A 16,873-nucleotide genomic window follows, 5' to 3' on the forward strand; every position below is an offset into this window, starting at 1 on the left:
CCGGCTTTTCAGCCGGGCTCGATGATTACTCGCTGCCAAGCGCTTCGCGCAGTTCAGCGCCGGCAAAGTCCTGCGCTTCCTTGGCCTCCGGCACGACAGCCGCCATGCCGAAGAACTCGTGGGTCACCCCGTTCCAGTTTTGGTACGAAACCTCGACACCAGCCTCTTCGAGCTTGTCGCGCAACATCATGCCTTCGGAATTGAGCGGATCGATCTCGGCCGCAACGATGGTGGTCGGCGGCAGGTCTTCGAGGTCGGCGCTGCCAACGAGGTCGATGCGCGGATCGGCGGCCTCAGACATGTCGTTGAGGTAGTGGCCAACGAACCATTCGATGTCTGCCTTGCCGAGCGGCACCGCATTCTGGTTGGCAATGTAGGACGGCGTCTCGAGGTCATCGCCAGCCACCGGATAGACGGCGAGGATGGCAGACGGCTCGGTCAACTGCTGGTCGCGCGCGGCAATGGCCACGTTAACGGCGAGATTGCCCCCGGCGCTTTCACCGGCAACGGCGATGCGCGAGGAGTCGCCGTTCCACTCGCCGGCATTCTCGACGACGTAGCTATAAGCGGCGATCGCATCGTCATGAGCTGCCGGGAACTTGTCTTCAGGGCCCTGGCGATAGTGCACGGAGACAACGATGGCTTTCGCCTGGTTGGCGAGCGCACGCGGCGACGCATCATAGACGTCAAGATCGGCGATAACCCAGCCGCCACCGTGGAAGTAGACGATGACCGGCAGGGCTTCGCTGCCATCGGCCACGCCTTCGGGCCAATAAACACGGGCGTCGAGTTCACCTTCGGCGCCATCGACTTTGATGTCTTCGGTCTTGGCGACCGGCTCGGGGGTCAGCTCGTCCCCGGAAGTTTCGAGGTACACGGCCTCTACTGCATCGGCGGGAGTTGGCTGCGCCCGCGCTGCAGGAACGTCGAGGGTGTGCACTGGCTTTGCGCCCAGCTCCATCAGCTTGGTGATGACCTGAGCCATTTCAGGGTTGGAACGATCGACAGTGCCGCTATCCTTGCTGGTGGCGACTTCGTCTTCGACGGGGCGGGGTTCTTCCTGCGCGAAGGCAGGCATCGCAAGAGTAGCTAGCGCGGTGGTGGCGAGAAGCAGGCTGCGCATCAGATTATCCTTTGGCCAAAAGCCTTTTGAGTGGTCGTTTGAGGGGAAACACGAACGAACCGCCCTTCAGGCTCGGGCCGCAAAACCACCTTCGGTTGCATCAACGATGGGTTTCCAAAGCAGTTCCTCTGCGCCTCAGCTCGGCCAGTCACTTTTCGTCGGCCCTGCTCCTCTTCCTCGCACTGGAACCCAGCGATGCCTTGCCCGTTCGGAGGCAACCTCCTTGCATCAGAGCCAATACATGACCTCCAGACGACATCTCGGCGCCATCCCGGACGCAAACGGAACGCAGTTTACTGTTTGGGCGGAGGGACGGAAAAGCGTCGTAGTGGAAGTGGAGGGCCAGGGCGCATTCCCGTTGGAAGCCTCTGAAGACGGCTACTTCAGCGCCCATGCAGAAGGCGTGAAGGAGGGTGCCCGATACAAGATCAGGGTCGATGATGGCGCGGCTGTTCCGGATCTCGCCTCACGCTGGCAGCCGGATGGGAATGATGGGGCGTCGGTTGTCGTGTCCGGCGACTTCGACTGGACTGATGGCGCCTGGACGGGCCCGACTACCCGCGACCAGGTGGTCTACGAACTTCATATCGGCACGTTCACGCAGGAAGGCACCTGGAAAGCTGCGCGCGAGAAGCTTGCCTTTCTCGCCGAGCTTGGCGTCACTGTTATCCAGATCATGCCGATCGGCACGTTCAAGGGCGCGTTCGGCTGGGGCTATGACACCACCCTGCCCTATGCGCCTTTCGCACCTTACGGTTCGCCGCAGGACATCCGCGCCTTCGTGGATGCGGCACACGGACTAGGTGTCGGAGTGATCCTCGACGTGGTCTACAACCATGTCGGCCTTGGCGATCATTTTCGCGCCTATAGCGAGCACTACTTTACCGACCGCTACGAGAACGAGTGGGGCGCAAGCTTCAACTATGATGGCGAGCATTCGCGCGCGGTGCGCGACTTCGTTCTCGGCAACGCCGTCTACTGGATCACCGAGTTTCACATGGACGGGCTGCGCATCGATGCCGCGCAGGCCATGTTCGACAGCAGCGAGGAGCACATCATTGCCGAGCTCTCGCGAGCCGTGCGGGAGGCGGCCGCGCCGCGATCGGCTTACATCATCGTCGAAAACCAGCCGCAGGAACACCGGATGATCGATCCGCTCGAACAGGGCGGATACAATCTGGACGGCATGTATAACGACGATTTCCAGCATGCCATCCGCGTCGCCGCGACGGGGCACAACGATTTCTACTATCGCGATTATCTGGGCACGCCGCAGGAGATCGTGTCTTCTCTCAAATACGGCTTCCTCTACCATGGCCAGCGTTCCGACCAGCGCGATGCCGCCTACGGAACGGACAACCTCGATACGCCGCCCGAGCACTTCATCCATTTCTTGGAAAACCACGACCAGGTCGCCAATTCGCCACAAGGTTTGCGCCTCACCTCGCTGCTGTCACCCGCCCGGTTGCGTGCAGTGACCGCGCTCCTCCTGCTCGGCCCCCAGACGCCTTGCCTGTTCCAGGGCCAGGAGTTCGGCTCCTCCAACCCGTTCCTCTACTTCTTCGGCATAGATGGCGAAGCAGCCGATCTCGTTTCTAACGGCCGCAAGGAGTCGCTCAAGAATTTTCCCGGCGTCGCCGATCCTGCCATGCTGGAGCGCCTTGCGGACCCGACCGACCGAAAGACGTTCGAAAGGAGCAAGCTTGATTGGGTCCAGGCCGACCAGAACACGGGCCTGCTGAAACTGCATCAAGACCTGCTTTCCTTGCGCAAGAGCGAGCCCACATTCTCGCAGAACAGCGACAGGCGCATCGACGGCGCGGTCCTCGGTGACGGCGCCCTCTTGCTGCGCTACCTGACTCCCGACCCGGCCGGTCACCGCGTGCTGCTGCTCAATCTCGGCCGCGACCTCCACATGTCCGTGGTCGCCGAACCCCTGATCGCCCCACCCGGCGGCCACAAATGGGTGCCGGCCTGGTCAAGCGAACATCCGGACTACAATGGCGCGGGCCGCCGTCCGGTGGAACCGGAAAAGTTCTGGATCCTGCCCAGCGACTGCGCGGTATTGTTGAGGAGTGAGCCAAGGTAGGCGTGGCGGAGAGGAAGGGATTCGAACCCTCGAGACCGTTCCCGATCTGCACCCTTAGCAGGGGTGTGCCTTCGACCACTCGGCCACCTCTCCGGCGGGTCGGGTCTAGCGGGCGCCTGTTTCGATGGCAAGCGGTTTTTGTCTTGGTCCAAAGCGGGGGCGGCTTTAATTGTGGATCGAGTTAGATGCGAGTCGAAACGCCGATGAAAACCAGCAAACTTTCGAAGCGCATTCGCATTTGCGGGCTGATTGCTAGCACATTGCTAGCGTTTGGCGCCGCAGCGCAGGAGATTGCCCTGCCGCTCGATCCGATCGAAGGGACTTGGCAGACGCAGCTTCTATCCGAAGTGACGATCAGCGCCTGCCCGGAAGGTTTTTGTGGGTATCTGAGCCGTATCGTCGTGCCGGGGGAAGGCTTGACCGTCGAAGAAGCGCAAGCAGCGGCGGCGATGGACCCGGCGGACTTTTTCGACATGCGCAACAAAGACCCTGCCCTGCGCAACCGGCCGATGCTGGGCCTGCAGCTTCTGACGCTGATCCGCAGCGACAAGCCCAATATCTATGATGGCGCAATCTACAACCCGCAGGACGGCAACACCTATTCGGGCTATGTCGAAATGGTGTCGCCCGAGCTGTTGCGGCTCAATGGTTGCGTGTTGTTCAACGTCATCTGCCGCGGCGAGGATTGGGTCCGAGTGATCCCGCCGGTCGAGGGAGAGGCCACGCCGTAGCGCGGCCTCCTTCTACTCCCGCATCAGCCGCATCTGCGGCTCGCCATTGCCGCGCAGGGCTGGCGAGATGCCGCGGATGTCGACCGTGGCGGTGACACGCTGGCGCGTCGCGGCGAACATGAAGTCGGGCGTGACATTGACCGGCTCGTCGAACATCACCGTTACCGTATAGGTGCTCATGCTGGACGAGAGCTGCACCCCAATCAGCAGACCGCGGAAGGGCTGTTCGAGATAGAAGCCCTTGACGCGCATGCCGACCTGGAACGGCACGGCGACGCGATCCGGCAGGGCCGCACGCGCGGTGTTCCAGTCGCGAAAGCCATGGGCACGGGCGACCTCTTCGAGCGCGGCGCCATGGGTTAGGTCCTGGCCAGCCTTGGCGCGAGTCTCGCGCAAGGATTTTGCCTCGGACTTCAGAGTCTGGGCGGATAGAGTATCGAGGGAAAAAGACATATCGGTCTCTCCAAGGAGGCGACTAGTCCATGGGGTCCGCGTTGCCATGATGCGCCTTGGGAGGAAAACCGACGGGATCAGGTGTCTTTGAGCTGGGCTTCACCATGGATCATCCGATCCGCGGACGGCTGGCGCCAGCAACCGGGGCGGTACATGCGCCGCCCCAGCGCAAACGTCAAGAGCTCTGATCAATCGCGGTTATGCTGAGATCAAGCAATTGCATTAGGCGCACCCTGCGACTGGCGCTAGGAACGGCCATCGAGAGCTGGGGAATGCTATGACCGAGATTCTGCTGTTTGTCGCTGGCCTGCTCGGCGGCGCGGTCAATTCGCTGGCGGGCGGCGGTTCGTTCATCGTCTTTCCCGCGCTGCTGTTCGCGGGCGTCCCGGCTGTGCTCGCCAACGCATCCAACACCTATGCCGCCCTGCCCGGCTATGCGAGCGGCGCCTTCGGCTATCGCGAGGCCATTTCGCGGCACAAGGACAAGCTGATCATCTACGGCATCGTCGCGGCGGTTTTCGGCTATGCCGGCGCCGAGCTGCTGCTGGTCGTGTCCGACGATCAGTTCGCCAAGGTCGTCCCCTGGCTCATGACGTTCGCCGTGGCGCTCTTCATCTTCGGCAACCAGATCAATACCCTGGTCAAGTCGCGGGGGAGTTCGGGGCGCGGCATGCAGGCGCTCGGCGACGTGCTGTTGCTGGTGGCGTTAGCTGCGGTCTGCGTCTATGGCGGGTTCTTCAATGCCGGGCTCGGCATCCTGCTGCTGGCTTTCCTGGCGCTGGCCGGCATGACCGACATCCACGCCATGAATGGGCTCAAGCTCTATGTCTCGTCCGTTGTGGCGCTGGTGGCCGTCTTGCGATTTGCGTTCAATGGGACGATCGACTGGTACCATGGCTCGATCGCCCTGGTCGGCGTTACCATCGGCGGCTACACGGCGGCGCGGTTGGCGCAGCATATCCCGAGAAACTGGATCCGGGTTGGGGTGATTGTTTATGGGATCGCGATGACGGGGTATTTCTTTTGGCAGGCTTACGGGTGAGAACGGGTGCGTTGAGGGGCAGACACCCCCTTCCGAGCGCCGCTAGGCTCCTGCGTCGCCAAGCTCTGCTTGCCTTCCCCTCTGAGCGGGAAGGTGACATCGAGTATTTTGCAATTTTTCGCCACACGCATTGCGTTCACCTTCCCCCTTGAGGGGAAGGCAAGCGAAGCTTAGCCGCTAGGCTTAGCGTAGCTCGGAAGGGGGTGTGCGACGCGCCCACCTCCTCCTTGTTCTAAAGCGCCTTCCTGATCCACACCGCCGCGTCGTGAAACGCCGCGCCGCCGAAGGGAGGCGCGGGTTCGGCGCTGGTCAGCATATTGATGCCGCGGCCGCCGCGATGGGCCTTGTTGCGGTGAAGCCCTTCGGCGATCAGGACTCCCTGCGCCAGGCCATTATGGAGCCGTGCCGTCAGCTCGACCGAACCGCGGCGATTGCCGACGATGACGGCGTCGCCTTCGACAATGCCGAGACGCACCGCGTCCTCGATGCGGATGAAGACCGAAGGCTCCCCTTCCCGCTTGAGGCTGCCGGGGGTCTGGTTGAAGCTCGAGTTGAGGAAAGCGCGCGCCGGGCTCGTGGCGAGCTTGAACGGATGCTCGGCATCGGTCTTTTCGGTGACGTCCCAGTGATCGGCAAAGCGCGGCATGATCGCGGGGTTGCAGGACCAGCGATAGCCCTTCTTGTCGGCCACTGCCTGCCAATCCGGCTTGAAGCGGAAGCGGCCATCGGGCCAGGCAAAGCCATGGGCAAACCGGGCAACGCCGTCGGGCCGCTCCTTGTCGACATAGCCGGTCTGTTCGACCTCTTCGAGCGCCGGAAAGCCGGAGCGGGCGAAGGTATCGGCGACGACGTCGCGATCCGTCGCGGCAAAGGTTGCCTCGGTCTGCCCCAACCGTTGGGCGATGGCGTTGATGACCTCATGGTTCGACCATGCCTCGCCCGGCCGCTCGACGACGGCCGGACCATATAGCACGCGGGTGTGGCCGCCGCGGGTATAGTAGTCGTTGTGCTCGAGGAACATGGTGGCCGGGAGGACGATGTCGGCGAGTTCCGCCGTTTCGGTCATGAACTGCTCGTGGACGACTAGGAACAGGTCCTCGCGGAGAAGGCCGCGCCGCACCAGGGTCTGGTCGGGGGCGACGGTCGCTGGATTGGTGTTCTGGACGATCATGGCATAAACGGGCTTGCCGCCCTGCAGCGCCTTGCTGTCGCCGGTCAGCACGGGGCCGATCTCGGACATGTCGAGTGCGCGCGGTTGGCCCTTCTGCAGGCCGGTGCCTTCGAGCTGGGACTTGTCGAGGCCCCAGGTGCCGGAATTGGAATGGAAGGCGCCGCCACCACGGTGCTGCCAGGCGCCGGTCATGGCCGGAATGCAGAGCGCGGCATGGACGGCGGTGGCGCCATTGCGCTGGCGCGAGAAGCCATAGCCGAGACGGAAGAAGGTGCGTTTCGTCTTGCCGACGAGATGCGCGAAAGCCTCGATCTCGGCGACGCTGAGGCCGGTGATGTCGGCGGCCCATTGGGGGTCACGGGTTTGCAGATGTGATTCAAACTCGGGCGAGAAGTCCGTGAACTTGCTCATATATTCCCGGTCGGCCAATCCGTCTCGCAGCAGCACATGCATGACGGCAACAGCCAGCGCGCCATCCGTGCCGGGGCGGAGGACCAGACCCATATCAGCCTGTTCCATGGTGGCGTTGCGGTAGATGTCGATGACGACGATCTTGGCGCCGCGGCGCTTTCCGCGCATGGCATGGGTCATGACATTAACCTGAGTGTGCACCGCGTTGGTGCCCCAGATGACGACGCAATCGGCTTCGGCCATCTGCTCGGGGTTCACACCGCCAAGGAGGCCCGTGCCGGCGATATAGCCGGGCCAGGAAAGGCCGGTGCAGATGGTGTCGTATTGGTGCGAATAGCCGCGCACGGCGCGCAGGCGCTCGATGCCGTCGCGCTGCACGTGACCCATCGTACCGGCATAAAAATAGGGCCACACGGATTCGGCGCCGTGAGTCTGTTCGACCGCAAGGAATTTGCTGGCTATCTCGTCCAGCGCTTCATCCCAGGAAATGCGCTGCCATTGCCCCTCCCCCTTGGGGCCGGCGCGGCGCATCGGATGCAGCAGGCGATCGGGATGGTGGATGCGCTCGGCGTAGCGGGCGACCTTTTCGCAGATCACACCAGCCGTATAGGGATCATCCTTTGCGCCCCGCACGCGACCGACGGTGCCGTCGGCGAGCAGGTCGACATCGAGTGCGCAGACCGACGGGCAATCGTGCGGGCAAACGGAGCGGATGGTGCGGATCGGGGCTTGGGCGTTCATGTAAAGACGGTATGCGAGCCGCCGGAGCGGGACAATCGCATTGTTGGAATGGGAGGGATTTGTGGGCGTGATGGCATCGAGCCAAGACCACCCCCTCCCTAGCTTCGCTAAGCCTTGCGGCTAAGCTGCGCTACCCTCCCCTCTGAGGGGGAGGGTGAAAGCGGTGGGTGTCCCAATTCGATGCCACCTTCCCCCTCAGAGGGAAGGCAAGCAGAGCTTGGCGAGGAACGAGCCTAGCGACGCTCGGAAGGGGGTGATCTAGGCCGCGAAAGCCTTTGTCGCCGTTTCGGCATTGCGCATGGCGCGGGTGGCGGCGTGCTTGGCGAGCTGGCCGGCGCCGCCGTGGAACTGGGAGAAGGTGATGCGGCCCGTCGTGCCGAAGATGGTGACGCCGCGCCAGTTCGGACGCACCGAACGGACGTCGGACCAGTCGAGCGTCGTTTCGCGACCCAGCGCCGTGCGATGCTTGACCTGCCGGTTGTTCCAGCTCGTATTGGTGAATAGCCCGGCAAGGCCGATGCCGATGGCGCCGGCCGCGAGCAGCAGGACCGCGATATAGGTTGCGACCAGCTGCGTCGTGTCGGCGGCGCTGCCCATGACGATCACGGCGAACAGGAGCACGGCAGCCAGGGCCGCGGCGCCATAGCAGGCGAAGTATTCGACCATGGAGGGGCGCAGTTCGGCCCAGCCGCCATCAACGACCATGGCTTCCTCGGGCTGGATGATCCGCAGCGCCAGGAAGGCGGCGTAGCCGAAGGCGACCACGCCGGCTGCGCGCGAGAGCGGCAAATGGGCGGTGGCAGGGATATATTTGAGAACGATCAGCAAGGTGATCGTGAACAGTGGCAAAGCCACTTCCTGCCAACGCAAAGGCACGCTTGTCTCTCCTGGGTGCGAGGCCGATGTCCCGATCGGCAGCCGTAGGAGAAAGGTACGTGACGCCAGTGATTTGACCACTCACATTCTCGCCAGAATTGAATGGCGCGAAACGGGCCCACGGAACCGTGGCGAATATGTCACGAAAAAGCCCGGGGCGAACCCCGGGCCTCTATTCAGCGTGTGGCGCCGATCGGGGCACCGACCGCGGCGGCAGTGGCATGTTCCTCTGCCGCAATCTCAGCCTCCGGCTCCTTGCGCAAGGAGCTGGCAAGTGGCCGCTCCTCGAGCAGGAATGAGAGGCCAAAAGCGAGCACGGCAGCGCCAGCGGCGGTGAAAAACACCGGATGAAGCGCGCTGGCGAAAGCTTCGAGCACCAGTCCACGGACCGGATCAGGCAATTTGGCGACGGCCTGGGCACTGAAGGCGCCGGTGCCGCTGCCGGCCGGCATGATGTCACCCAGGCGAGAAGCGAGGCCGCTCGAGAAGATGGCACCGAAGACCGACACGCCGATCGAGCCACCAATCTGGCGGAACAGGGTGTTGCCGGCCGTGGCTGCGCCGACCATCTGGCGATCGACGGCATTCTGGGTAGCCGTGACGCTGACCGAGTTGACCGGACCGATGCCGGCTCCAACCAGGAACATGTAGATGGCAACCATCCAGGACGGCGTATCGAGCTGCATGGTGGCGAGCAGAACGAGGCCGATGATCAGGATGAACGTCGCGCCGATCGGCAGCATGCGATAGCGGCCGGTGCGGGTCATGGCGAATCCCGAAAGCATGGAGGCGCCGATCAGACCGACCATCATGGGCACGAGCTGAAGGGCAGAGTCCGTAGGCGAGATGCCCTTGGCGAGCTGCAGATACATGGGCAGGAAGGTGATCGAGCCGAACATGGCCATGCCGACCAGGAACCCGACCGCGCTGGTTACCGCAAAGGTGTTGTTGCGGAAGAGGACCAGCGGCAGCACCGGCTCTTCGGCGCGGGCCTCGACCCAGATAAAGGCGGCCAGTGCGGCGACGGCACCGACAACGAGGCCGATGATCTCGACGGAGAACCAGGGGAAGGTGTTGCCGCCCAGCGAGCTGGCGAGGACGAAGGCGGTGAGGCCGGTCGAGAGCAGGACGAAGCCGGTATAGTCGATGCTGTGCTTGACGCGTTCGGCACGCGGCTTGAGGGCGGCGGCGATAACGACAAGCGCAAGGATGCCGAGCGGCAGGTTGATTAAAAAGATCCACTGCCAGGAAATGTGCTCGACGATGAAGCCGCCAAGCAGCGGGCCAACGACCGTCGCGACGCCGAAGACGGCGCCGAAAAGGCCCTGCACCTTGCCGCGCTGGCGCGGTGGGATGATGTCTGCGACCACAGTCATGGCAACGACCATGAGGCCACCACCGCCAAGGCCCTGCACCGTGCGGGCGGCGATGAGGAAGGTCATGTCGGTCGCCATGGCGGAAAGGACGGCGCCGATCAGGAAGATGACGATCGCCACCTGCAGCACGATCTTGCGGCCAAAGAGGTCGCCGAGCTTGCCGTAGATCGGGGCGACGACGGTGGAGCTAAGAAGGTAGGCGATCACCACCCAGGTCAGGTGATCGAGGCCGCCGAGCTGGCCAACGATGGTGGGAAGGGCAGTCGAAACAATGGTTTGGCCCAAAGAGGCCAACAAAAGGGTGACGGCGACGGCGCCGATCACCAGCTTGGTCGATGGGTCTTGCAGCTCGGAAGCTGGCTCAACAGCAGCGGACATTTATGCGATCCTTGAAAAACAGGCGGGTCGGCGTCCGGCGTCGGCCCTTGCGGAATTCACTTAGGCGGCATACATGTGCCTCCAGCAGATACATGTCAATAGCATGCATTTGTCAGAAGCATGCAAATGGGCGAGGTCTCCTATGCCTCTCAAGGACACAAGCGAAGTCGGCGCCCTGTTGCGCCAGGCCGGTATCGATGCTCAGACCGCCGAAGCGGTGATGGACATCGACGGGCTGATGCAGAAATGGCGCCGCCGCGCCTTGCGGCGCGAGTTGGGGCATCGGGCGCTGGTCGACCTAAAGATCGGCATCGACCTCGCGCAGTTCGATGTCCTGGTGGCGATCGAAGGGCCCGAGCCCGAGTTCGGCGAGGTCGGGGGCGAGACCATGGTCGCGACCGTCGCCGAGCGGCTCAACATCGACCCGTCGCGCGCCAGCCGCCTCGTCAGCGAAATGGTGGAACAGGGGTTCGCCCGCCGTGGCGTCAGCCAGGCCGATGCGCGGCGCACGATCATCGAGCTCAGCGACCGCGGCTGGGCGGTGGTTCGAGCCGTGCGGGCTTATAAATTCCTGATCATGGGCGATTTTCTGGGCGAGTGGGACACGGCGGAGCTCGCTGCTTTTGTCCCCATGCTCAAGCGCTTCGGCAGCTGGATGGATGGGATCGACCCGGCTACCGAAAAATACGCGGCCGAGATCGAGCAACTCGCCGCGGGTTTGGCTCAGGCGCCAAAGGCTGAAGTTGCGTAATCGCTGCGACAGTTTTCCGCCGAGGCTTTACTTCTCTAGCCGCCTTCCGGCGAGCAGCAGCGATGATCACGGCCGAGGCGACTTAGAGTGGATCAGCCCAAGTAGACCTCATCCTGAGCCTGTCGAAGGACGAGGTCGTGGCACAGCCGGTGCAAGCGACCTCGTGGTTCGACAAGCTCACCATGAGGTCTCTTGATACAGCCTAGTCCTCGGCGCGCTTTTTCTTGTGGTCCTTGACCTTGGGCTTCTTGGGCGCGGCGGTGCCGTCGGCGGGTTTGGACCATTTTGGCTTGCCCTTGTCCTTGGCGACCGGAGGACGCGGGGCTTTTGCCGGGCGCTCCGCAAAATCTTCAGACTTCGGCTTGCCGTAGCGCTCCTTGCGATCGGCCTTGGTGTCGCGCGGCGCCATCGGATCATAAGCTTTGGGCGGGCCCGGCGGACGGGTCTTTGCCGGACGTTCCGAGCGTTCACCCGGGCCATCTACGGCATTGATGTAGATGCCCTTCTCGTCCGTGCCGTTTTTGCCAACGCTGCGCAAGAACCCATCGACCTTGTCGGCCGCCACTTCGAAGATCGTCTCGGTATCGAAGATGCGGATCGAGCCGATCGCAGATTTGCTGACGCCACCGGCCTTGCAGATCATCGGCAAAAGCCAGCGTGGCTCGGCGCGCTGCTTGCGGCCGACCGAGACCTTGAACCAGGTGCCGCCGGCAAAGGTCTCGCGGGTGCGGGGTGCCCGCGGGTCGTCGACGACGAGCGATGCCGTGATCTCCTCCGGCACCGGACGCGCCGCCAGCTGCTGACGGAAATAGGCCGCCGCGATCGCCTCGGGTGACCATTTGGCGAGAAGACTGCTTACGCTTTCGCGCTCGTCCTCGGTGATTTCATCGCTCAGCTGCGGATTGTTGAGGATCGTTTCGCGATAGCGCGCATCAATCGATTCCGCCGTCGGCGGCGCAATGTTTTCTGCTTCGATCTTTGCCGTGCGCAGGATCGACTGGGCGACACGCTTGCGATGGGTCGGCGCGATGATGACGCAGGTGCCCTTGCGCCCCGCCCTTCCGGTGCGGCCGGAGCGGTGCAGCAAGGTTTCGGCGTTCATCGGCAGATCGGCGTGGATGACGAGGTCGAGATTGGGCAAGTCGATGCCGCGGGCGGCAACGTCGGTGGCAACGCAGATGCGGGCGCGGCCATCGCGCATGGACTGGAGCGCGCTGGTGCGTTCGGCCTGGGTCAGTTCGCCCGAAAGGGTCACGACATCAAAGCCGCGATTGTGGAGGCGCGCCGAGAGGTGCTTCACCGCCTCACGGGTCGAGGCAAAGACGATGGTATTGGTGCTGTCGTACCAGAGCAGCGTGTTAATGACGGCGTTCTCGCGCTCGGCGGCGGGCACGGCCATGAGCTTATATTCGATATCGGCGTGCTGCTCGCCCGAACTGGTGGCCGAGATCCGCAACGCGTCACGCTGGAAGGTCTTAGCCAACTCTGCAATGGGCTTGGGGACGGTGGCCGAGAAAAGGAGCGTGCGCCGATCTTCGGGGGCCGCAGCGAGGATGAATTCGAGGTCTTCACGGAAGCCGAGGTCGAGCATTTCGTCGGCCTCATCAAGCACGACGGCGCGAAGGGCCGACATGTCGAGCGCGCCGCGGGTGATATGGTCGCGAAGGCGACCCGGCGTGCCGACGACGATATGGGCGCCCCGTTCCAGCGCCCGGCGCTCGGTGCGCTGGTCCATGCCGCCGACGCCCTGGGCGGTCTGCGCGCCCATCTTGGCATAAAGCCAGGTCAGCTCGCGCTGCACCTGCATGGCCAGTTCGCGCGTCGGTGCGATGACCAGCGCCAGCGGTGCACCGGGAGCGGGCAGCGTTTCATCGTCGCCCAGAAGCGTCGGCGCGATCGCCATGCCAAAGGCGACGGTCTTGCCCGAACCGGTCTGGGCGGAAACGAGGAGGTCCCGGCCAAGGGTATTGTCCTCGATCACAGCGGACTGAACCGGGGTCAGGCTGTCATAGCCTTTTTCGGCAAGGGCGCTGGCGATGGGGGCAAGAATGGTTTCAGGCAGGGACAAGAGCGTTCTTTCGTGAGGGAGCGTGCCTTTATAGCACAAGCAAAGCAAAAAGGCCGCCCCGGTCGGGCGGCCTTAAAAAGCAGGTCGTTGGCGGGCTTTTAGCCTACGAGTTCTTCATCGGTAAAGAAGAACTTGATTTCCTGGGCAGCGGTTTCCGGCGCGTCCGAACCGTGGACCGAGTTTTCACCGACGGAGAGAGCGAATTCCTTCCGGATCGTGCCTTCAGCAGCGTTGGCCGGGTTGGTTGCGCCCATGATTTCGCGGTTCTTGAGAATGGCGCCTTCGCCTTCGAGAACCTGAACTACGACCGGGGAAGCGATCATCTGCTCGACGAGTTCACCAAAGAAGGGGCGTTCCTTGTGGACCGCGTAGAAGCCCTCGGCCTGGGCGCGGGTCATGTGGATCTTCTTGAGGGCGACGGGCTTGAGACCGGCTTCCTCGAACTTGGTCAGGATCTTGCCGATGAGGTTGCGACGGACGGCATCGGGCTTGATGATGGAGAAAGTGCGTTCGATCGCCATGGCGAAAATCCTGCTAAAGGGAGTGGAAAGGTGGCGCCTTTTAGCGGGCGGTTGTGACTGGCGCAAGACGGGGCTTTTTAGCATCTAGCAAACACCGCATGTCACCCCGGCGAAGGCCGGGGCCCATCTCGAGATCTCTGGATGGGCCCCGGGTCAAGCCCGGGGTGACATCGCGTTCTTAGAGGTGTCAGCTCGAAATTAGTCGTTGTCGACATCCGTCGTGCCGGTGCCGACGACATTGCCGTCAGCGCCGGTGAGGGTCACGTCGACGCGGGTGACGGTCGCCGGGGCTTCGATGGTCTGCTCGACATCGATCTCGAGGGCCTGCTGCGTGCAGATTTCGGCGGTCGAGGTGATGGGGAAGTTCACGGCGAGAGTGCCGTCGGTTTCCTCGCCAAGAACGGCAGGGCCGACTTCTTCGCAGGCGCCGCCGGTATACTCGAAATCGATGGTGATCTGGTTGGCATTGATGCGTTCGGCATCGAGATCATCGAGCGTGGCGGCCTGCTGCGCAAAGGATGGCATGGTCAGGCCGGCAGCGAAGATGGCGGCAAGGGCAACGAGCTTGGTGGACATGTGATTTCCTCTTTCACGTGTTGTCGTCTTGAAACGTTCCGCCCACGGAGAAAGTGCCGGGCAAACTGGGCGACAGAGTGACGCGCGGTTGCCAGATCGTCGCTAACGCCCTACTTCGGGCGCAACACACTCTGCTCGCCCCGTCTTTTCAGCCGCCGTGCCGGACCATTTGCCATGCTCACCATCAATAACCTCGTCTATCGCATCCAAGGCCGCGAGCTCTTCGAAGATGCCTCGGTGGTGCTGCCCACAGGCTCCAAGACCGGGTTCGTAGGCAAGAACGGCACGGGCAAGACGACGCTGTTCCACCTGATCCAGGGCCATATCGGCGCCGATGCCGGCACGATCGAGCTCGACAAGAAAGCCCGCATCGGCGCCGTTGCTCAGGAAGCTCCGGCCGGGGACGAAACGGTGCTCGAAGTCGTGCTGGCGGCTGACAAGGAACGCACGGCGTTGATGGCGGAGTCGCTGACGGCGGAAGACCCCGACCGCATCAGCGAGATCTATACGCGCCTTGCCGATATCGACGCCTATTCGGCCGATGCGCGCGCGTCCTCGATTCTTAAGGGTCTTGGCTTCGAGCAGGACCGGCAGAACGCGCCGACGCGCGAACTCTCGGGCGGCTGGCGCATGCGCGTGGCGCTGGCAGGCGTCCTGTTCAGCCAGCCGGACCTGTTGCTGCTCGACGAGCCGACCAACTACCTCGATCTCGAAGGGACGCTGTGGCTCGAAAAGTATCTCGCCACCTATCCCTATACCGTCTTCATGATCAGCCACGATCGCGACCTTCTCAACAAGGCGGTCAACTCGATCATCCATCTCGAGCATCGCAAGCTCACCTTCTACAAGGGCAATTACGACACGTTCGAAAACACACGCCGCCAGCAGATGGAGCTCAACAACAAGAGCCGCGAAAAGTCGCTGGACCAGATCGCGCATCTGCAAAAGTTCGTCGATCGCTTCAAGGCCAAGGCCACCAAGGCCAAGCAGGCGCAATCGCGCATGAAGATGATCGAAAAGCTCAAGCCCCCGGCCGCGATGTTCGACGAGCATTCGGCCCCGTTCCGCTTCCAGCAACCCAAGGCCGAGGCCCCTACCCCGATGATCACCATGGACAAGGTGGCGGCCGGCTATGGCGACAAGACCATCCTTCGCAACATCACCATGCGCATCGATCCCGATGACCGCATCGCGCTGATCGGCGTCAACGGCAACGGCAAGTCGACCTTTGCCAAGCTTTTGGCGGGCGACATCGAGGCGCAGGGCGGCACGCTGCGCAAGGGCAAGAAGCTCGAGATTGCCCATTTCGCCCAGCACCAGATGGACAAGCTCAAGCCCGAATGGACGCCGCTCGAGCATATGGTCGACCTGATGCCGCTGGACAACGAAGCGCGCCGGCGCTCGCGGCTGGCGCAGATGGGGCTGACCACTTCGCGCATGGACACCAAGGCCAAAAACCTTTCCGGTGGCGAGCGGGCGCGCTTGCTCATGGGCATAATCACCTTCGGCGGGCCGGGCATGATGATCCTCGACGAGCCGACCAATCACCTCGACATCGATAGCCGCGATGCGCTGGTGCACGCCCTTAACGATTACGAGGGCGCCGTGCTGATCATCTCGCACGACCGCCACCTGATCGAAGCCACCTGCGACACGCTCTGGATCGCCGAAGGCGGCACTATCCACGAACTCGACGAAGATCTCGACAGCTACCAGCGCAACATCACCTCCTCCAAGGACAATAGGAGCGCAGGTCCCGGTGGCACTGGCGGCACGCGCAAGCTCACTAAGCAGGAAGCGGCAGCGCGCCGGGCCGAGTTGGCGCCCCTCAAGAAGTCGATCACCGACGCCGAGACGAAGATGAGCCGGCTCAAGATCGAGCTCGAAAAGGTCGAGGCGCAGCTGGCCGATCCCAAGGTCTATAACGGGCCATCCGACCGGGTGGTCGCCCTGGGCAAGGACAAGGTCCGCTTCGGGGCCGAGCTTGAAGGCATCGAGGAAAAGTGGCTCGAACTCAGTGCTGAGCTCGAAGAGGCGGAGCAGGCCTGATGACGACGGCGCAGGAGATCATCGCGACGTTGGGCATGGAGCGGCATCCGGAAGGCGGCTGGTATGTGCAGACGTTTGAGGATGTGGCTGGCCCTGACGGACGGGCGCGATCGACGGCGATCTATTATTTGCTGGAGACCGGAGACCGCTCGCATTGGCACCGGGTCGATGCTGTGGAGGTCTGGCATTGGCATGCCGGCGCGCCGCTGGAGCTTGGGATTGCCGGTGACGGCGGCGTGGTGCGGCATGTGCTGGGGGCAGACTTAGCCCGCGGCGAGCGGCCGCAGGCAGTGGTGCCGGAGGCTGCCTGGCAGTCGGCACGAAGCCTGGGCGATTGGACCCTGGTGGGCTGCACGGTGGCGCCAGGGTTTCGGTTTTCAGGCTTCGAGATGGCTCCGGCTGGGTGGGAGCCGGGGGCATAGGCTGTTATGTGGGGCTCCGGGAGTGGAGGGGCGGTCTTCACCACTGCCTTGTGATCTCGTTGACACTCCCCGACCCTTGCCGTCTTCTGGACCTC

General features: G+C 63.1%; 14 protein-coding genes and 1 tRNA gene. 6 read left to right on the plus strand and 9 right to left on the minus strand.

Annotated elements, in window-relative coordinates:
* Nucleotides 1-25 precede the first annotated feature (25 nt).
* Nucleotides 26-1,123: an alpha/beta hydrolase gene (locus JI748_RS08260; protein WP_201636741.1), complete on the minus strand. Its 1,098-nt coding sequence runs from the start codon at nt 1,121-1,123 to the stop codon at nt 26-28.
* 241 nt (nt 1,124-1,364) lie between these two features.
* Between JI748_RS08260 and treZ the strand changes: the two genes are divergently transcribed.
* On the plus strand, nt 1,365-3,212 hold the full coding sequence (gene treZ / locus JI748_RS08265) for a malto-oligosyltrehalose trehalohydrolase (protein WP_201636743.1): 1,848 nt from the start codon (nt 1,365-1,367) through the stop codon (nt 3,210-3,212).
* A gap of 3 nt (nt 3,213-3,215) precedes the next feature.
* Here treZ and JI748_RS08270 read toward each other — a convergent pair.
* Nucleotides 3,216-3,305: transfer RNA gene (locus tag JI748_RS08270), tRNA-Ser, on the minus strand.
* 110 nt (nt 3,306-3,415) lie between these two features.
* Here JI748_RS08270 and JI748_RS08275 point away from each other — a divergent pair.
* Nucleotides 3,416-3,943 carry a DUF2147 domain-containing protein gene (locus JI748_RS08275; RefSeq protein WP_201636745.1) on the plus strand — a complete coding sequence of 176 codons (528 nt, stop codon included), beginning with the start codon at nt 3,416-3,418 and terminating at the stop codon, nt 3,941-3,943.
* Nucleotides 3,944-3,955: 12 nt separating this feature from the next.
* Here the strand turns inward: JI748_RS08275 and JI748_RS08280 are convergent, their stop codons facing one another.
* Nucleotides 3,956-4,396 (minus strand): glyoxalase superfamily protein, encoded by a 441-nt coding sequence (locus JI748_RS08280; protein WP_201636747.1) that lies wholly within the window; start codon nt 4,394-4,396, stop codon nt 3,956-3,958.
* 277 nt (nt 4,397-4,673) lie between these two features.
* On the opposite strand from JI748_RS08280, the gene JI748_RS08285 reads away from it, so the two are divergent.
* Complete coding sequence (locus JI748_RS08285) at nt 4,674-5,438, plus strand: sulfite exporter TauE/SafE family protein (protein WP_201636749.1); 765 nt, start codon at nt 4,674-4,676, stop codon at nt 5,436-5,438.
* Between the two features lie 232 nt (nt 5,439-5,670).
* Here JI748_RS08285 and JI748_RS08290 read toward each other — a convergent pair whose 3' ends face one another.
* The 3 genes from JI748_RS08290 to JI748_RS08300 form a co-directional block, all read right to left on the minus strand.
* Nucleotides 5,671-7,761 carry a molybdopterin-containing oxidoreductase family protein gene (locus JI748_RS08290; protein WP_201636751.1) on the minus strand — a complete coding sequence of 697 codons (2,091 nt, stop codon included), beginning with the start codon at nt 7,759-7,761 and terminating at the stop codon, nt 5,671-5,673.
* Nucleotides 7,762-8,019: 258 nt separating this feature from the next.
* The gene (locus JI748_RS08295; RefSeq protein WP_201636753.1) at nt 8,020-8,637 is read right to left on the minus strand and encodes a hypothetical protein; all 618 of its coding nucleotides are present in this window, start codon (nt 8,635-8,637) and stop codon (nt 8,020-8,022) included.
* Nucleotides 8,638-8,813: 176 nt separating this feature from the next.
* Nucleotides 8,814-10,391 carry an MDR family MFS transporter gene (locus JI748_RS08300; protein WP_201636755.1) on the minus strand — a complete coding sequence of 526 codons (1,578 nt, stop codon included), beginning with the start codon at nt 10,389-10,391 and terminating at the stop codon, nt 8,814-8,816.
* Nucleotides 10,392-10,533: 142 nt separating this feature from the next.
* On the opposite strand from JI748_RS08300, the gene JI748_RS08305 reads away from it, so the two are divergent.
* Nucleotides 10,534-11,142, plus strand: coding sequence for a MarR family winged helix-turn-helix transcriptional regulator (locus JI748_RS08305; protein WP_201636757.1), 609 nt, complete (start codon nt 10,534-10,536; stop codon nt 11,140-11,142).
* A 202-nt stretch (nt 11,143-11,344) separates the two neighbouring features.
* Here JI748_RS08305 and JI748_RS08310 read toward each other — a convergent pair whose 3' ends face one another.
* The 3 genes from JI748_RS08310 to JI748_RS08320 all read right to left on the minus strand — a co-directional run bounded on the left by JI748_RS08310 (nt 11,345) and on the right by JI748_RS08320 (nt 14,307).
* The gene (locus JI748_RS08310; RefSeq protein ID WP_201636759.1) at nt 11,345-13,210 is read right to left on the minus strand and encodes a DEAD/DEAH box helicase; all 1,866 of its coding nucleotides are present in this window, start codon (nt 13,208-13,210) and stop codon (nt 11,345-11,347) included.
* 98 nt (nt 13,211-13,308) lie between these two features.
* Nucleotides 13,309-13,731 (minus strand): nucleoside-diphosphate kinase, encoded by a 423-nt coding sequence (ndk, locus tag JI748_RS08315; protein WP_201636761.1) that lies wholly within the window; start codon nt 13,729-13,731, stop codon nt 13,309-13,311.
* Nucleotides 13,732-13,929: 198 nt separating this feature from the next.
* The gene (locus JI748_RS08320) at nt 13,930-14,307 is read right to left on the minus strand and encodes a hypothetical protein (protein WP_201636763.1); all 378 of its coding nucleotides are present in this window, start codon (nt 14,305-14,307) and stop codon (nt 13,930-13,932) included.
* A gap of 174 nt (nt 14,308-14,481) precedes the next feature.
* Here JI748_RS08320 and JI748_RS08325 point away from each other — a divergent pair, with 174 nt between their 5' ends.
* Entirely contained in the window at nt 14,482-16,356 is a 1,875-nt protein-coding gene (locus tag JI748_RS08325) for an ABC-F family ATP-binding cassette domain-containing protein (protein ID WP_201636764.1), read from the plus strand.
* Entirely contained in the window at nt 16,356-16,778 is a 423-nt protein-coding gene (locus tag JI748_RS08330; RefSeq protein WP_201636766.1) for a cupin domain-containing protein, read from the plus strand. The genes JI748_RS08325 and JI748_RS08330 overlap by 1 nt, the downstream gene beginning before the upstream one ends.
* Nucleotides 16,779-16,873: the final 95 nt, after the last annotated feature.

The organism is Devosia rhizoryzae (assembly GCF_016698665.1).
Classification (GTDB): domain Bacteria; phylum Pseudomonadota; class Alphaproteobacteria; order Rhizobiales; family Devosiaceae; genus Devosia; species Devosia rhizoryzae.